Raw genomic sequence first — 15783 nt, 5'->3', positions numbered from 1 at the left:
TCCAGATGAGCGGCCAGTTCACGATGTACACGACCCCGTGGTGCGGCTACTGCCACCGGCTCAAGAGCCAGCTCGACCGGGAGGGGATCTCCTTCGACATCGTCGACATCGAGCAGCAGCCCGACGCCGCGGCGATCGTCGAGTCGGCGAACAACGGCAACCAGACGGTGCCCACGCTGGTCTACTCCGACGGCAGCGCGATGACCAACCCGTCGCTGGCGCAGGTGAAGGAGAAGCTGGCCGCGCTGGCCTGAGGCGGGCCGCCCGGTCGGCAGGCCGACGCCGGCGGTCACCAGCGGCCGGGCAACGAGCCGCCGTACCAGTGCTCGATCAGCGAGCGGCTGATCGAGACTCCCCCCGGCAGGACCACCTCGCCCGACTCCGCCTGCGCGCGGAGCCCGGCGCGGGTGAACCACCGGGCGTCCTCGATCTCGTCCTCGTCGACGGTGATGGCCGTCGTGGTCGCGCGGCCGACGAAACCCAGCATCAGGCTGGCGGGGAACGGCCACGGCTGGTTGCCGAAGTACTCCACCGCGCCGACGGCCACGCCGGTCTCCTCGGCCACCTCGCGGCGGACGGCGTCCTCGAGCGTCTCCCCCGGCTCGCAGAAGCCGGCCAGCGTCGAGTAGCGCCCCTCCGGCCACACCGACTGCCGCCCGAGCAGGCACCGCTCGTCGTCGGAGCCCGGCTCCCCTGCGGTCACGAGCATGATGACCGCCGGGTCCATCCGCGGGAACTGCGACCGGCCGCAGTCGACGCAGACGAGCTCGTGCCCTGCGGCACGGGGGTCGAGCGAGCCACCGCAGCGCGGACAGTGGCGGGTGGCGGCGTGCCACTCCGCGACCCCGACGGCGTGCAGCAGCATCGGCGCGTCCGCCGGGTCGTCGTCGAGGACCGGCAACAGCCCGCGCAGCGGCAACCAGCCCTCCTCGCCGCGCGCCAGCGCCGAGCCGACGATCACGGCGAACCAGGTCCGGCCACCGCGTTGCCCGAGGAGCACCCGGGCGCCCTCCGGAGCGTCGGCGGGTGGCACCCACGGCACCCGTCCGCCTTCGACCCGCACGCGGGTCCCGGAGACGACGAGGACCCGGGTCTCCGGGTCGGCCCACTGCTCGGCAAGCCAGGCGTCGTCCTTGCGGAGCGCCCCTGCCCGGTCGTGCGGTTCCACGGTCAAGCGCTCGTGCACGAAGGTCACGGCGCCAGCCTAGACGCGCGATCCACGGCTCGCCGACCCATCGAGTTTGACAATCATTCTCACTACTGTCGAGAATCATTCTCATGCGAATCCGTGTCCTACTCCCCCTGCTCCTCGCCCCCGCTCTCGCCGCGTGCGGCCAGGACGCCCCGGCCGCTCCGCCCTCCTCGGAGTCCTCGACCGCTCCTGCTTCGTCCGGGTCCCCCAGCCAGCCGACGCCCTCAGCGGCGGAGGCGGCCGGCCCCGAACCTCGGCTCGCCGTCTCCTACGACGGCGGGGTGCTCGTGGTCGACGCGGAGTCGGGCGACGTCCTGCTCGACCAGCCGGTCGAGGGCTATGCGCGGCTCAATCCCGCGGGCGACGGCCGGCACGCCTTCGTCTCCGCCGCCGGGTCCTTCACGGCCCTCGACCTCGGCAGCTGGACCGAGGCGCACGGCGACCACGGCCACTCCTGGACCGCCGACCCGGCCCTGACGGACGTCACCGTGCCGGCCGAGGAACCCGGGCACGTCGTCGCCCACGACGGCCTGGCCACCCTCTTCGACGACGGCACCGGGACCATCACCGTGCTCGACCCGTTCCGCATCGCCGAGGGCGAGGACCCGCTGGTCGACACCGTCGAGCTGCCCGAGGCGCACCACGGCGTCGCGGCCCAGGAGGCCGACGGCACCCTGCTCCACACCGTCGGCGACGCCGACTCCCGCTCCGGCGTCCGGCTGGTCACCTCGACCGGTGCCGAGCTCGCCGCGAGCGACGACTGCCCGGGGGTCCACGGCGAGGCCTTCGCGGGCGACGTGGCCGTCGTGGGCTGCGAGGACGGGGTCCTCGTCATCGACGGCCGGCAGATCACGAAGGTGCCGAGCCCCGACGACTACGGCCGGATCGGCAACCAGGCCGGCCACGAGAGCTCGCCGTTCGTGCTCGGCGACTACAAGAGCGACCCCGACGCCGAGCTGGAGCGGCCGACGCGGGTGTCGGTGATCGACACCCGCGACGCCTCGTTGCGCCTGGTGGACCTGCCGACGAGCTACTCCTTCCGCTCGCTGGGCCGGATGCCGAACGGCGACGGGCTGGTCCTCGGCACCGACGGCGCCCTGCACGTGGTCGACGTCCGCAGTGCCGAGGTCAGCCGGTCGATCCCCGTCGTCGAGGCATGGCGCGAGCCGCTGGAGTGGCAGCAGCCCCGGCCGACGCTGCGCGTGGTCGACGGCACCGCGTACGTCACCGAGCCGGCCCACGACCGCCTGCACGTCGTGGACCTGCGCACCGGGGACATCACCGCCACGCACCAGCTGCCCCACACCCCCGACGAGGTCGTCGCCACCGCCGGCTGACGGACTAACCGGGGCCACCACCGCGTTGAGCCGTGCGTGAGCACACGCGACGCGCCGCTCGACGCGGTGGTGGTCGGGGCCGGGCAGGCCGGCCTGTCCACGTCGTACCACCTGCGCCGGCTGGGTCTCGACCACGTCGTCCTGGACGCCGACGAGGCACCGGGCGGGGCTTGGCAGCACCGCTGGGACTCCCTCACCATGCACGACGTCCACGGTGTGGCGGCGCTGCCGGACTCGGTCGCGCCGTCCGACGGGGCGGGGCGGGCGAACACGGTCGTGCCGGCGTACTTCGCCGCCTACGAGCGCGAGCACGAGCTGCCGGTGGTCCGGCCGGTCCTGGTCGACGCCGTCGAGGACGGGCCCGACGGCCTGCTCGTGGTGCGAGCCGGTGAGCGGTCGTGGACCACGCGCGCCCTGGTCAACGCCACCGGCACCTGGCGACGACCGTTCGTGCCGCACTACCCGGGCGTCGAGAGCTTCCACGGCGAGCACTGGCACACCGCGGGCTACCCCGGCGCCGAGCACTTCCGGGGCCGGCGCGTGGTCGTGGTCGGTGGCGGCGCCTCGGCCGTCCAGCACCTCGGTGAGCTGGCGCCGGTGACGGACACCCTCTGGGTCACGCGCCGCCCGCCGGTCTGGCGCACCGGCGACTTCACGCCCGAGGTCGGTCGGGAGGTGGTCGCGCTCGTCGAGGAGCGCGTGCGCCGCGGGCTGCCGCCGGCCAGCGTGGTCAGCGTGACCGGCCTGCTGCTGCGTCCGCAGGAGCGGGAGGCCGCCCGGCTCGGCGCCTACCAACGGCACCCGATGTTCACCGCGGTCGAGCCCGAGGGGGTGCGGATGCCCGACGGCTCGTTCGAGCCTGCCAACGCGATCCTGTGGGCAACCGGCTTCCGCCCGGCGATCGCCCACCTCGCGCCCCTCCACCTACGCTCACCGCTCGGCGGCATCGTGCTCGACGGCACCACCGCCGTGGACGACCCCCGGGTGCAGCTCGTCGGCTACGGCCCCTCGGCCAGCACGATCGGCGCGAACCGCGCAGGGCGCACGGCGGCGCGGTCGGTGCAGCGCCTGCTCGCCGCGGGCGCCGGCCGGCCTCAGACCCGCAGCAGCGCCGCCAGCTCCTGACGGCCCGGCAGGTCGGTCGGCTCCACGAGGCGTCCGCTGCGCACGAAGTAGAACGCCGCCCGCACCCGCGCCAGCGGCACGTCCTGCAGCTCCGCCCACGCCTGGCGGTAGATCGCCAGCTGCAGCGGGTCCGCCTCGCCGGAGCGGCCGGTCTTCCAGTCCACGACGAGGTAGCCCACCCCCTCCGGGGTGTCCTCCCGGTAGACCGCATCGATCCGCCCACGCACCACCTGCCCGTCGACCACGAGCGCGAACGACGGCTCGACCGCGTGCGGCACCCGCTCGGCGAACGGCCCCTCCTCGAACCGGGCGATCAGCTCCTGGAGGTCCGCGTCGTCGTCGATCTCGACGTCCGCGCGGCCCGGCAGCTCGTCGGGGTCGAGCAGCAGCTGCTGGCCGAACCGGGCCTCCACCCACGCGTGGAACCGGGTCCCGAAGCGGGCCGCCGACGACGGCCGGCGCGGCATCGGCCGAGCCAGGTCGCGAGCGAGCCCGTCGGGATCGTCGCGCAACCGTGCCAGCGAGGTCGCCGAGAGGCTGCTCGGCAGCTCGACGTCCACCCGCGGCGACCGGTCGCGGCGGGCCTCCTCGAGCAGCCGGGCGATCTCGTCGTCCCACTGCTGGACCCGCTCGAGCTCCAGGACGTCCTCGATGCCGTCCTCGATCCCGTCGGCCAGCTCGGCGTCGGTGACCGGCGCCGCCTCGCGCACCCGGCGGGCGGCCTCGATCCGGCGCTCGACCTCGGCGGTGTGGTGCGAGATCGGCCAGGGCCGGTCGGGTGAGCGGTCGGCGTACGGGCTCGTCTCGCCCTTCACCGCACACTCGGCCCACCGGTCGGGCACGGCGTCCCAGCTGGCCATCGCCTCCCGCGTCGCGCAGAGGTACGCCGACGGGCCCAGGCCGCTCTTGAGGTGCGGCGCCCACCGCCAGGCCGAGACCCACAGCTGGTGACGCGCACGGGTCCAGGCGACGTAACCCAGCCGGAGCTCCTCGAGCGCCTCGTGGGCCTTGACCGCCTCGCCCAGGGCCTTGAGGTCCTCGGGGGTGTGACCCGTCGGCTGCGGCAGGTCGCGGGCGTCGCCGCGCAGGGCGGTCGGCATCACGTGCGGCACGGTCAGCCAGCTGGACCGCGTGCGGTTGGTCGGGAACTTCCGTTCGGTGACGCCGACGAGGAAGACGGCGTCCCACTCCAGCCCCTTGGCGCGGTGGACCGTGAGCAGCTTGACCGAGTCGGCCTCCGATGGCGTGGCGACGTCGAGGCCCTGCCCGAACTCGTCCTCGGCCTCCAGCCAGGCCAGCAGCGCCGCCAGCGTCACCTGGCCGTCGACGGCCTGGAACTCCGCGACCGCCTGCACGAACAGGTCGAGGTTGTCGCGCCGGGCCGCGGCCGCCGGGCTGACCGAGGAGGCCAGCTCGACGTCGATGCCGGTCGTCTCCACGATCCGACGCACCAGGTCCAAGATGGGCTCGCCCAGCGCGGTCCGCAGGCGGCGCAGCTCGGCGGCCAGCAGCGCGAACCGCTCGCGGGCCTCGGGCGAGTACTCGAGGTCGCCCGGGTCCTCCAGCGCGTCGCAGAGCGAGGGGATCTCCGTGGGGTCGGCGCCCTCGACGGCCGCGGCCAGCTGGGCGCGGACGTCCTCGAAGGAGGAGGCGCCGGAGGTGTCCCCGGCCAGCTCGCGGGCGCGGCGGCCCAGCAGGGCGAGGTCGCGCGGGCCGATCGCCCACCGAGGACCCGCCAGCAGGGTCAGCAGCGCGGCGTTGGCGGTGACGTCCTGGACCAGCGTCAGCGTGGCCACGACCTCCGAGACCTCGGGCAGGCGCAGCAGGCCCTTGAGGCCGACGATCTCGACCGGCACCTCCCGGGCGCTCAGCGCGTCGAAGACGGCCGCCGCATGGGCGTTGTCCCGGGTGAGGACGCCGATCTCCCGCCAGCACGGGCCGTCCTTGGTCGCCGACAGGGCGGCGTGGGTCTCGAGCACCCGGTCCCCGAGCCAGGCCAGCTCGTCGTCCCAGGTCTCGTGGACCACGGCGCGCACCTCGCCGGGGGCGGCTCCCGGCTTGGCCTCGAGCGGCAGCAGGTCGGGCCGGCTGGCGTAGAGCTCCTCGGCGAGGTGGTTGGCGGTGGCGAGGATCCGCGCGTCGGAACGGCGGTTCACCGTCAGCGGGTACGTCGTGCCCGGGGCGCCGTCGACCGTCGGGAACTCGCGGGTGAACTCGAGAATGTTCGACACCGACGCCCCGCGCCACCCGTAGATCGCCTGGTTCGGGTCGCCGACCGCCATCACGGGGTGGCCGCGGCCGGTCCCCGGCTCGGCGCCGGAGAAGAGCCGGCGGAGCATGAGCGCCTGGGCCACCGAGGTGTCCTGGTACTCGTCGAGGAGGACGATCCGGTACTTCGCCCGCTCGGCCTCGCCGACCTCGGGGCACTCCTCGGCCAGCCGGGCGGCCAGCGCGATCTGGTCGGAGAAGTCCATCAGCCCGTGGTGGCGCTTCAGCGCGCGGTAGGCCTCGACCAGTCCGAGCAGCTCACCGCGCTTGTCGATCGCGGCGACCGCCTTCTCGTTGAGGGCGCGGTAGGTCTTGCGGTGCTCGGCCGCCATCCCCTCGACCAGCCTCGGGCGCAGCCGCTCGTCGTGGTCGCGGACCTCGGCGGGGCCCACGAGGTGCTCGCTCATCTCGCCGTCGAGGGCGAGGAGGTACTGCACGACGTGCCTCGGCGAGTCGGTGAGCTGCTCGACCGGCGCGGCGTAGCGCTGCACCGCGCGCGCGGCGAGCTGGTAGCGGCTGGCGTCGGCGATCAGCCGGGTGTCCGGCTCGTGGCCGATCCGCAGCCCGTGCTCGGTGAGCAGGGCCGAGGCGTAGGAGTGGTACGTCGCGACCGTCGGCTCCTCGACCTCCTGCTCCTCGCCGTCGGGGCCCGGCGCGCGGGTGCCGCGCTCGGGCAGCAGCCCTGCCTGGCGCAAGCTCTCCCGGATCCGCGTCTGCAGCTCGGCGGTCGCCTTGGTGGTGAAGGTGAGCCCCAGGATCTCGCCGGGCGCGACCCGACCGGTGGCGACCAGCCAGACCACGCGGGCCGCCATCACCGTGGTCTTGCCGGACCCGGCGCCGGCGATGACGACGGCCGGCTCCAGCGGAGCCGTGACCGCGGCGAACTGCTGGTCGCTGAAGGTCCAGTCGACGCCCATCAGCTCGCGCAGCTGCTCGGGGGTCGAGATCTCCCGGACCGGGGTCGGGGTCGGGGTCGGCATGGTCGAGGTCACGAGAGCACCGTCCCTGAGGCCTTGGTGGGGCAGATCGCCTGGAAGGCGCAGCGGTCGCAGTGGGAGCCGGGGCGCGCGACGAACTCCTCCGCGCGCAGGGCCGCCGCGGCGGCGGCCAGCTGCCCCTCCACCAGGCGGGGTCCGTCGTCGGTGGCCGGCGGCTGGTGCTGCACCTTGGGCAGCTCCTCCCCCAGCCGGAGCTGGACCAGCTCCGCGCCGCCGGACCGGCCGGGGCCGTCGATCCCGGCCTCGCGCAGGTGCTCGTCGGCGGCACCGTGGTCGACGGCGAGCTGGTAGAGCCCGAGCTGGGAGTGGCGCTGCACCTCGGGGCCGGTCGGGGCGTACTTCCCGGTCTTGAGGTCGACGACCACCACCCGGCCGTCCTCGTCGAGCTCCAGCCGGTCGGCGTAGCCGTGGAGCCGCACGAGCTGACCGTCCGGGAGCCGCACCTCGGCCCGGACCTTCGGCTCGACGGCGAGCACGGTGCGGGCGCCCGGGCGGCGGTGCCAGGTGAGGAACCGCTCCAGGGCCGCGGCGACCGCCTCGCGCTCGCGCGCGCGGGACCATGGCGTGCGGAACTCCATCCGCCCCCACACCTCGTCGACCAGCGGCATCAGGTCGCGCTCGACCTCGATGGCCTCGGCCGGCACCTCCAGCGAGCCGTTGGCGAGCCGCTCGGCGACCGCGTGGACGATCTTGCCGAAGCCCTGGCCGCTGGAGCTGACGACCTCGCCGCCCGCCTCCCGCTGCAGGAACCACTGCGCGGGGCAGGTGAGGAGGCCGTCGAGCGCGCTCGCCGAGAGGGTGAGCGGCTCCTCCGCCGGACGCACGGGTCGCTCCGAGCGGCTCGGCGCACGCAGGCCCCACCAGGTCGCGGGGTCCGCCTGCGGCGCCACCGGCCGCCCGTGGACGTCGAGCTCGGCCAGCGCGCGCAGCCGCCGTGCGGCGGCGCGGCGCAGCGACTCCGGCTCGCCGGGGTCGGCCACGGTGCGCCGCAGCTCGGAGACCAGGCCCGCCATCGACAACGGCCGGCGCGGCCGGCCGATCCGGTGCACCGGGTCGCGGCCCAGCTCGAAGAGGAACCGTGAGGGCTGCTCGCCCTCCTCGTCGGGCGACTTGACCGCGGTCACGACCAGGCGCTGCTTCGCGCGGGTGGCGGCGACGTAGAACAGGCGGCGCTCCTCGGCGAGCATCGCGCCACGGGTCAGCGGCGGGAGCAGGCCGTCCCGCCCGATCCGGTCGGCCTGCAGCAGCGAGTCGCGGCGGCGCAGGTCGGGCCAGGCGCCCTCCTGGACGTGGGCGACCACGACGAGCCGCCACTCCAGGCCCTTGGACCGGTGGGCGGTCAGGAGCCGGACCGACTCTCCTCGCACGCCGCGGTCGGCGAGGGTGTCCGCGGGGATCTCCTGGGCCCGCAGGGTGTCGAGGAAGCTGCGGACGCTCCGGTGGCCCTGCTGCTCCTCCGTGCGGGCGGCGACCTCGAAGAGCGCGCAGAGGGCGTCGAGGTCGCGGTGCGCCAGCCGGGCGGCGTGCCCGCCGACGGCCGTGGCCTGGCGCAGCCGGCGGCCCCAGTCGGTGCCGTCCCACAGCGCCCAGAGGACCTCCTCGGCCGTCGCGCCGTCGACCAGGGCCTGCCGGGCGCTCGCCACCAGGTCGGCCAGGCGGAGGGCGCGGCGGGCGGGCGCGCCGTCGAGACCCGTGAGCGCCTCCCGGTCGAGCACCGCCCGACGGACGAGGTCCCGGGCCGGCGTGCCCGGCGAGGCCACGCGCAACGCGCGGACCAGGGCCCGGACATCGGTGGCGTCGAGGCCCCCCAGTGGCGAGGTCAGCAGCGCCTCGGCCCGGTCGGCGCCCACGTAGTCCTCGTGCGTGGGGTCCTCGACGTCGGCGTCCACGACGACGGCGAGCGCGGAGAGCAGCGGCAGCACCGCCGGCTCGCGTACCAGCGGCGTCTCGTCGGCGGCCACCTCGACCGGGACCCCGGCGGCGGCGAGCGATCGGCGCAGGCCCGGGATCGAGGCCCGGCCCGAGCGCACGAGCACCGCCATCTCCGACCACGGGACGCCGTCCTCGAGGTGGGCGCGGCGCAGCAGGTCGGCGGTGTGCTCGGTCTCGGCGCGGTGGGTGTCGAAGGTGAGGACCTCGACGCTCCCGGGTCCGTGGGCGTTGTCGGCCGGCACCGGGTGCCGGAAGGCGGCGTACTGCTCGGCGGGGATGGAGCCGGTGACGCCGATCGATGCGGCGATCGAGCGGGACGCGCGCAGCAGCCGGGAGCCGAAGCGGCGGGTGGTGCCGAGCGCCACCACCGGTGCCGGGTCCCCGGCGAGGGTGCGGAACTCCGTGGGGAAGTCGAGGATCCCGCGGACGTCGGCGCCGCGGAAGCCGTAGATCGACTGGTCCGGGTCCCCCACGACCGTCAGGTCCCGCCCTTCGCCGGCGACCGCGCACAGCAACGCCACCTGGCTGGGGTCGGTGTCCTGGTACTCGTCGACGAAGACGTGCCGCAGCTGCGCGCGCAGCTCGTCGCGGTGCACCTGTGCCTCGATCACCGCACGGGCCACCAGGTCCGGGTAGTCGATCGCCGACTGGTCGCCCAGGACGTCGAGGTACTGCTCCAGGAAGAGCCCGGCGGCCTCCAGCTCCGGCACCCGCTCGGCACGGCCGAGCGCCGCCAGGTCCGCCGGGTCCAGCCCTCGCTCGCGGGCGCGGGCCAGCACGGCATGGACCTCCCGCGCGAAGCCTCGGGTCCCGACGGCGGCCCGCAGGTGGTCGGGCCAGCGCACCGACTCGGGGGCGTCGGTGAGCAGCTCCTGCAGCACCACGTCCTGCTCGGGGGCCGAGAGCAGCCGCAGTGGCGCGGCGTAGAGCTCGGCGGGCGCATAGCGCCGCACCAGCGCATAGGCGAAGGAGTGGAAGGTCGAGGAGAGCCCGGTCGCCATCGTGCGGCCCAGGCGGGCGGTGACCCGGTCGCGCAGCTGCTCGGCCGCCTTGCGCGAGAACGTCAGCGCCAGGACCTCGTCGGGGCGCGCACCCTCCTCGATCCGGCGCACGATCGCCTCGACCAGCGTCGTCGTCTTGCCGGTGCCGGGTCCGGCCAGCACGAGCAGCGGTCCGCCGGCGTGGTCGACCACCCGCTGCTGGTAGGGGTCGAGGGTCGGCACCTCCCCGGCCGCCGGTCGGCGCGCGAGACGGTACGTCGTACCCGGGCTCCTCGGGTCGGCGGTGACGGTCATGGACCCATCACAACACCGAGCGCCGACAACGCACGGGTGGACACGGCGACTGCGATCCGGGCCACTCGGCCCACCCTGCCTGCCACGATGGCCCGGTGAGCACGCGCACGGTGGCGATCCTGGCCTTCGACGACATGGAGGTCCTCGACTACGCCGGCCCCTACGAGGTCTTCAACGTCGCCGGCGAGCTCGGCAAGGGGCGGCCGTTCGAGGTCCGGTCGGTCGGGCTGACCGGCGCGCCGGTGGCCGGGCGCGGCGGCTTCAGCGTGCTCCCGACGTACTCGCTCGAGGAGTGCCCGCCGCCGGACGTCCTCGTGGTCCCGGGCGGCGCCGGGGTGCGGGCGCTCCTGGACGCGGAGGACCTCCACGCCTGGCTGCGCGAGCGGGCCGCCGAGGTCGACCTGCTGATGTCGGTGTGCACCGGCTCCCTGCTGCTGGCACGCGCCGGCCTGCTGGCCGGCCGGCGCGCGACGACCCACCACACGGCGTACGGCGAGCTCGCCGCGATCGACTCCACCCTCGTCGTCGAGCGGGGCCCGCGGTTCGTCCGCAGCGGCGAGCGGATGTGGACCTCGGCCGGCGTCTCCGCCGGCATCGACCTCGCCCTGAAGGTGGTCGAGGAGCTCGCCGGTGGCGCCACCCGCGACGTCACCGTCGCCGAGATGGAGTGGATGTGGCGGTCCTAGGTGTGCGATGCCCCGGACACCTAGGTTGAGATCCTGTGACGACACGGTGTGAGTCTTGGATGGTGGCCCATCGCTCGGTCGGCGCCGCTGCCGTCACACCGCATCCCAGGGACCGGTGAGTCCGCGAGCCAAGCGCAACATCGCTTACGCACAGGAGGCGGCCGCCCAGCAGGTCGCCTCCCGGTCGAAATCGCTCGTGCGACTCATCGAACGGTTCTCCCTAGTTGACGCGCTCGACGAAGGCGCCTCCGCGGGCGCGGTCACCTACCGGGGAAGCTCGCCGAAGTCCTCGAGGACGGTGTGCCGGGACACCCTCGCGCGCCGGTCCGCTCAGAACGTTCGACCGCTTGCCGGAGGGCGTTCTGACGACCGAAAGGCGGGCAGAGGGTGTCCGTGGAAGAACCTTCTCGTGCATGATGCATGAATGCAGCCACTCCTCCTGCTTGCACTGTTCGCTGTGGTGGTGGCCTCAACCGCGGCCGCGGTGTGCATCGGGCTGCTCGCCGGACGACTGGCGGGGTGCAACGTCGGTGTCGGACACGCCCCGTGCCGTCACGAAGATGCCTCGCCGGCGACAATTCGGACAGATCTGCGCGCTCGACCTCGACCTGGGCGGTGAAATCCTCGACGTGATGAAGGGGCTGGCCCGTTCGGGGATGACGATGAGCGTGGTAGCCCACGAGATCGGGTTCGCTCGCGAGGTCGCCGACTTGGTCCGCTTCATGGACGAGGGTGTCATCGTCGAGCAGGGCGCTCCCGACGACGTTCTGCTCCGGCCGCAGAACGAGCGCAGGCGATCGTTCCTGTCGAAGGTTCTGTGAACATGCTGACCCAGCTCATGTCCGCGATTCCGGCACGGAAACGACTCAGCGGAGGGTCCCCATGACGGGATTCTCGGCTGAGTCCGCTGGTGGACCACCCACCGGCGACTCCTCGGGCGCGCCCGGCGGCGACGTCAGCCGCACGACTGCCCGCACGACTGCCCGGGTTGGGGCGGCCTTGGCGTTGGCGTCGATCCTCTGCGTGAACCTTGGGCTTGCCGCCTCCTACGGATTGATCGAAAGCATCGGACCCACTGCCACGGCGGCGCTCCGCCTGGCCTGGGGAGGGCTGCTGTTCGTCGTCCTCGTCCGCCCTCGTTCGCGGTCGTTCCAGAAGAACACGAAGCTGGCTGTTGTCTTCCTCGGCTGCGCGACCGCTGCCATGACGCTGCTGTTCACAGGCGCGGTCGCGCGGATTCCGCTCGGGACGGCGAGTGCGCTGTTGTTCGTCGGCCCACTGACGGTGGCGGTGCTTACCGGCGCGAAACGGGCCGGGCTGGTCTGGCCGGCCATAGCGGCCTGCGGCGTGGTCGTCTTGACCGAGCCATGGCGCGGCGAGGCCGACGTGGTCGGGGTGGCTCTCGCTCTGGGTGCCGGCGCGAGCTGGGCCGCCTACATCGTCTTGACGCAACGGGTCGGAGACGTGGTCGTCGGGGTCCAATCGGTCGCTGCGTCCGTGGGCGTTGCAGCCCTGGTAGCCGTTGTTACCGCCGGCCACACGCTGGCGCCCGTGCTCACGTGGCGCATCGCGCTGCTGGGTCTCGCCCTTGCTGTCCTGTTCCCGCTGCTCGCCTTCCTCCTCGAGTTCCTAGCGCTACGACGGCTCACCACAGCCGCGTTCGGCACGATCATGAGCATCGAACCGGCGATCGCGGCAGTCGTCGGACTCCTCCTGCTCGGTCAGGTGCTGCACGTGACCCAGTTGTTCGGGATCGCCCTCGTCGTCTTCGCCGGTCTAGGCGTTCAGCGCGACGGCGCACGACCGTCAGTGCAACACATGTGAGGCGCCGACCAAACGGCCGCCCGTGGCGAACCCGGGCTGAATCCACACCACCCGACGAACGCTCATCCGACCCGGAGTCCGGAGCTCCGCCCCTCCGGCAGAGTGCACTCCGGTGCACCTTGCACGTCATCCCGCAGTTCAGTGCGCCTCCGCTCGTTGAGCGGAGCCGCAACGTCACCCTTGCAGGGCCCGCGCCCTACCTCCCGAGATGAACCTGATGGGGCGCCGGGCTGTTGTGCGTCGACCCAGCCCGCGTCTGGCCGACGGGCTTCTCACCCACCTCGAGCGTGTCCCGGTCGACGTGGACCTCGCTTACCAGCAGTGGCGCGGCTGAGTGGCCGCACTCCAGACTGCTCGCTGGTGAACCAGGCGTTGATCCGTCAAGCGGAGACGGTGACTTTCTCGCTGTCGGTCTCGTTCGCCGCAGTGCCGGGCACGACGTGGATGAGCTCACCGCACAGGCCAACGTTGACCTGGTCGCCGGGCCGGACGTCGGCGCCGGTCGCCGGCGCCGAGATGATCACCGGCGACTCCACGCCGGGGCAGCGCACAGTCAGGCGCCGCCGAGTGCCCTGAAAGACGGCGAGCTCGACGGTTCCCTCGACGGTGTCGTCACCGGCACGCTCGGTGACGGTGACGTCCTCAGGTCGCAGGACGCCGATGCCGGCACGCTGCGAGGTGGGCGCCTTGTGGCGGAACCCGATGACTTGACCGCCCGCGACGGGAAGCAGGTTCGCCTCGCCGAGGAACTCTGCGACGAAGAGGTCAGCTGGCCGGCGGTAGACATCTTCGGGGCGGCCGACCTGGGCGATCTTCCCGCGGTTCATGATCGCGACCAGATCAGCCATTGACATCGCCTCGACTTGGTCATGCGTCACGGCGATGGTTGTCGTGCCAGTTTCGACCTGGATGCGCTTGAGCTCGAGCTGCATGGCTTCACGCAACTGCTTGTCGAGCGCGGCCAGTGGCTCGTCGAGGAGCAGGAGGTTCGGCTTGAACACCAAGGCCCGCGCGAGCCCAATGCGTTGCTGCTGGCCGCCGGAGAGGGAGCGAATCGAGCGGTTCTCCATGTCAGGCAGCTGCACCAGGCGCAGCGCGTCGGACACCAGTTGCTTGCGCTCGGCGCCACCGATCTTGCGGGCCTGCAGCGGGAAGGCGATGTTTTCGCCGACCGTCATGTGTGGGAACAGCGCGTAGTTCTGGAACAGGAAGCCGATGTTCCGTGCGTGCGCGGGAAGGTCGTCGATGGCCTGACCGTCAACCTTGACGTGGCCGCCCGACCTGTCGACGAATCCGGCAAGAACGTTCAGCGTGGTTGTCTTGCCCGAGCCACTCGGGCCCAACAGGGTCACGAAGCTGCCTGCGGGGATGTGTAGGTCGACGCCGTCGAGGATCCGATTCCCGCCGAGGTCGACGGTCAGATGGTCGAAGTTGACGTTGACGCTCATGATGCTGCTCCTCGATTGTCGGGTCGAGATCGCAGCACGGCGACCACGGCCAGGAGTGTGATGGCCAGACAGATGACGAACGCGCTGGCTGCGGCGATGGTCGGCGAGGCGCTCTCGCTCGCCGATGTCCAGATTTTCACCGGCAGCGTCTGCGTAGCGGGCGGCGCGAGGAAGAAGGCGAGCACCGCTTCGTCGAAGCAGATGGCGAACGCTAGGATCCCACCGCTGATGACGCTCCGCCCCACCAGCGGCAGCTCGATCCGGCGCACGACCTGAGGCCAGCGGTAACCGAGACTCTGAGCGGCACGCGACAGGGCCGGGTCGACTCCAGCCAGCCCGGCGGAGACGGTCACGAACACCAACGGCATCGCCAACGTCGCCTGCCCGATGGTGAGCACGGTGAGGCTGGTGCCGCCCATGATGTTCCGGTACGTCAGGTAGAGGCCGAGCGCCAAGATCAACTGCGGCATGACCATCGGGGCGAGCAGCGTCGTGCGTGCAACCTGTCGACCGCGGCCGAGCCGGCGCACAGCCAAGGCTGCGCTTGTCCCAGCGATGGTCGCCAACAGTGCGCCGGCGGTCGCGACCCGAGCCGAGTTGAGCATCGACGCGGTCCAGCCTGGGTCGCTCAGGAGGTTGGAGAACCACTGGGTCGAGAACCCTTCGGGAGGGAAGACCAGGAAGCGGCTCTCGGTGAACGCCAGCGGCAGAATCGTCGCCAGTGGGGCGATCAGGAACAGGCCGATCAGGACACCGACCACGGTGAACCAGCCGCGGGTGCGGGGGAATGCTTCGCGTAGGGCTTCCATTAGGCGCGGTCCCACTGTTGAGAGATCTTGAACAACCGGTCGGCGACCACGTACATGCCCAGCACCGCCACCAGGAGCAGCGTCCCGAGCGCTGCGGTCAGCCCCAGGTTCTCCAAGCGTCCGAACTGGAGCCCGATGACCATGGCAAGAACCTGGGTGCCAGGCCCGCCGAGGAACGCCGGAGTGACGTAGAAGCCAAGAGAGAGGATGAACACGAGGAGGGCCCCAGCCCACGAGCCCGACTTCAACGACGGCAAGATGAGCTTGCGGAGGGTGAACAACTCCGAGCCGCCGAGGCTGCGGGCGGCGCGCACCTGTGCTGGGTCCAGCGACTGGATGGCCGCATAGATGGGCAGCACCATGTAGGGCAGCATCACGTGGACCATCGGCGGCAACAGGCCGGGCATCGTCTGGAAGAGCCCGAATCCTTCGTCGGTCAGACCGAGGCGTTGACCGATCACATCGAGCGCGCCGTTGGGTTGGAGAGTCAAGGCCCAGCCGTAGGTACGCACCAGAAGCGAGATCCAGAACGTCAGGAAGAGGATGCCGAACAGCGTCTTCCCCACGATCGGACGAGACATCGCAACGGCGAGGGTGAAGAGGACGGCACAGATCCAAGTGGCGACTGTGACGGCCAAGGACAGGTACAGCGTCTTCCAGATCGAGTCGAGGACCAGGTCGCTGCTCAACGGCTCAGTGACAACCCCGAGGGGGCCGTTCTCCTGGATGGCAACCACGACGGTCACCGCCACCGGACCCAGCAGACCCAGGAGGAGCAGCACGGCCGGCGGCAGCAGCAGCCACCCGCCGCCGCCGGGAGTGGCGAGCTTCTTCGCACGCTTCCGCCGACGGCGTTCGGGAGCTGAGGT

General features: G+C 72.5%; 12 protein-coding genes. 6 read left to right on the top strand and 6 right to left on the bottom strand.

Features of this window, described 5'->3' with window-relative positions:
* Positions 1–5: 5 nt before the first annotated feature.
* On the top strand, positions 6–254 hold the full coding sequence (locus ACSMHG_RS07165) for a mycoredoxin (RefSeq protein WP_435743152.1): 249 nt from the start codon (positions 6–8) through the stop codon (positions 252–254).
* A 35-nt stretch (positions 255–289) separates the two neighbouring features.
* Here ACSMHG_RS07165 and nudC read toward each other — a convergent pair whose 3' ends face one another.
* Positions 290–1195, bottom strand: coding sequence for an NAD(+) diphosphatase (gene nudC, locus ACSMHG_RS07160; RefSeq protein ID WP_435743150.1), 906 nt, complete (start codon positions 1193–1195; stop codon positions 290–292).
* Positions 1196–1278: 83 nt separating this feature from the next.
* Between nudC and aztD the strand changes: the two genes are divergently transcribed.
* A complete protein-coding gene (gene aztD, locus ACSMHG_RS07155; RefSeq protein WP_435743148.1) occupies positions 1279–2529 on the top strand; it encodes a zinc metallochaperone AztD in 1251 nt (416 codons plus the stop codon).
* A gap of 36 nt (positions 2530–2565) precedes the next feature.
* Positions 2566–3654: an NAD(P)-binding domain-containing protein gene (locus ACSMHG_RS07150; protein WP_435743146.1), complete on the top strand. Its 1089-nt coding sequence runs from the start codon at positions 2566–2568 to the stop codon at positions 3652–3654.
* Here ACSMHG_RS07150 and ACSMHG_RS07145 read toward each other — a convergent pair.
* Both ACSMHG_RS07145 and ACSMHG_RS07140 read right to left on the bottom strand, forming a co-directional pair.
* On the bottom strand, positions 3624–6914 hold the full coding sequence (locus ACSMHG_RS07145) for an ATP-dependent helicase (RefSeq protein ID WP_435743144.1): 3291 nt from the start codon (positions 6912–6914) through the stop codon (positions 3624–3626). The genes ACSMHG_RS07150 and ACSMHG_RS07145 overlap by 31 nt on opposite strands.
* Complete coding sequence (locus ACSMHG_RS07140) at positions 6911–10147, bottom strand: ATP-dependent helicase (protein WP_435743142.1); 3237 nt, start codon at positions 10145–10147, stop codon at positions 6911–6913. Before ACSMHG_RS07140 ends, ACSMHG_RS07145 begins: the two co-directional genes overlap by 4 nt.
* Positions 10148–10242: 95 nt before the next feature.
* Here ACSMHG_RS07140 and ACSMHG_RS07135 point away from each other — a divergent pair, with 95 nt between their 5' ends.
* The 3 genes from ACSMHG_RS07135 (at position 10243) to ACSMHG_RS07125 (ending at position 12657) form a co-directional block, all read left to right on the top strand.
* On the top strand, positions 10243–10833 hold the full coding sequence (locus tag ACSMHG_RS07135) for a DJ-1/PfpI family protein (protein ID WP_435743140.1): 591 nt from the start codon (positions 10243–10245) through the stop codon (positions 10831–10833).
* Between the two features lie 530 nt (positions 10834–11363).
* Positions 11364–11654: an ATP-binding cassette domain-containing protein gene (locus ACSMHG_RS07130; protein WP_435743138.1), complete on the top strand. Its 291-nt coding sequence runs from the start codon at positions 11364–11366 to the stop codon at positions 11652–11654.
* Positions 11655–11715: 61 nt separating this feature from the next.
* Positions 11716–12657, top strand: coding sequence for an EamA family transporter (locus tag ACSMHG_RS07125; protein ID WP_435743136.1), 942 nt, complete (start codon positions 11716–11718; stop codon positions 12655–12657).
* A gap of 380 nt (positions 12658–13037) precedes the next feature.
* On the opposite strand, the gene ACSMHG_RS07120 is transcribed toward ACSMHG_RS07125, so the two are convergent.
* The 3 genes from ACSMHG_RS07120 to ACSMHG_RS07110 are packed head-to-tail and all read right to left on the bottom strand — an operon-like array spanning position 13038 to position 15696.
* A complete protein-coding gene (locus tag ACSMHG_RS07120; RefSeq protein ID WP_435743134.1) occupies positions 13038–14105 on the bottom strand; it encodes an ABC transporter ATP-binding protein in 1068 nt (355 codons plus the stop codon).
* Positions 14102–14914 carry an ABC transporter permease gene (locus ACSMHG_RS07115; protein WP_435743132.1) on the bottom strand — a complete coding sequence of 271 codons (813 nt, stop codon included), beginning with the start codon at positions 14912–14914 and terminating at the stop codon, positions 14102–14104. The genes ACSMHG_RS07120 and ACSMHG_RS07115 overlap by 4 nt, the downstream gene beginning before the upstream one ends.
* Positions 14914–15696: an ABC transporter permease gene (locus ACSMHG_RS07110; RefSeq protein WP_435743130.1), complete on the bottom strand. Its 783-nt coding sequence runs from the start codon at positions 15694–15696 to the stop codon at positions 14914–14916. The genes ACSMHG_RS07115 and ACSMHG_RS07110 overlap by 1 nt, the downstream gene beginning before the upstream one ends.
* Positions 15697–15783 lie beyond the last annotated feature (87 nt).

Source organism: Nocardioides ureilyticus, from assembly GCF_051280745.1.
In the GTDB taxonomy this organism is placed as follows: domain Bacteria; phylum Actinomycetota; class Actinomycetes; order Propionibacteriales; family Nocardioidaceae; genus Nocardioides.
Note: the sequence above shows the minus strand (reverse complement) of the source record. Positions and strands in the feature narration are given on the sequence as shown.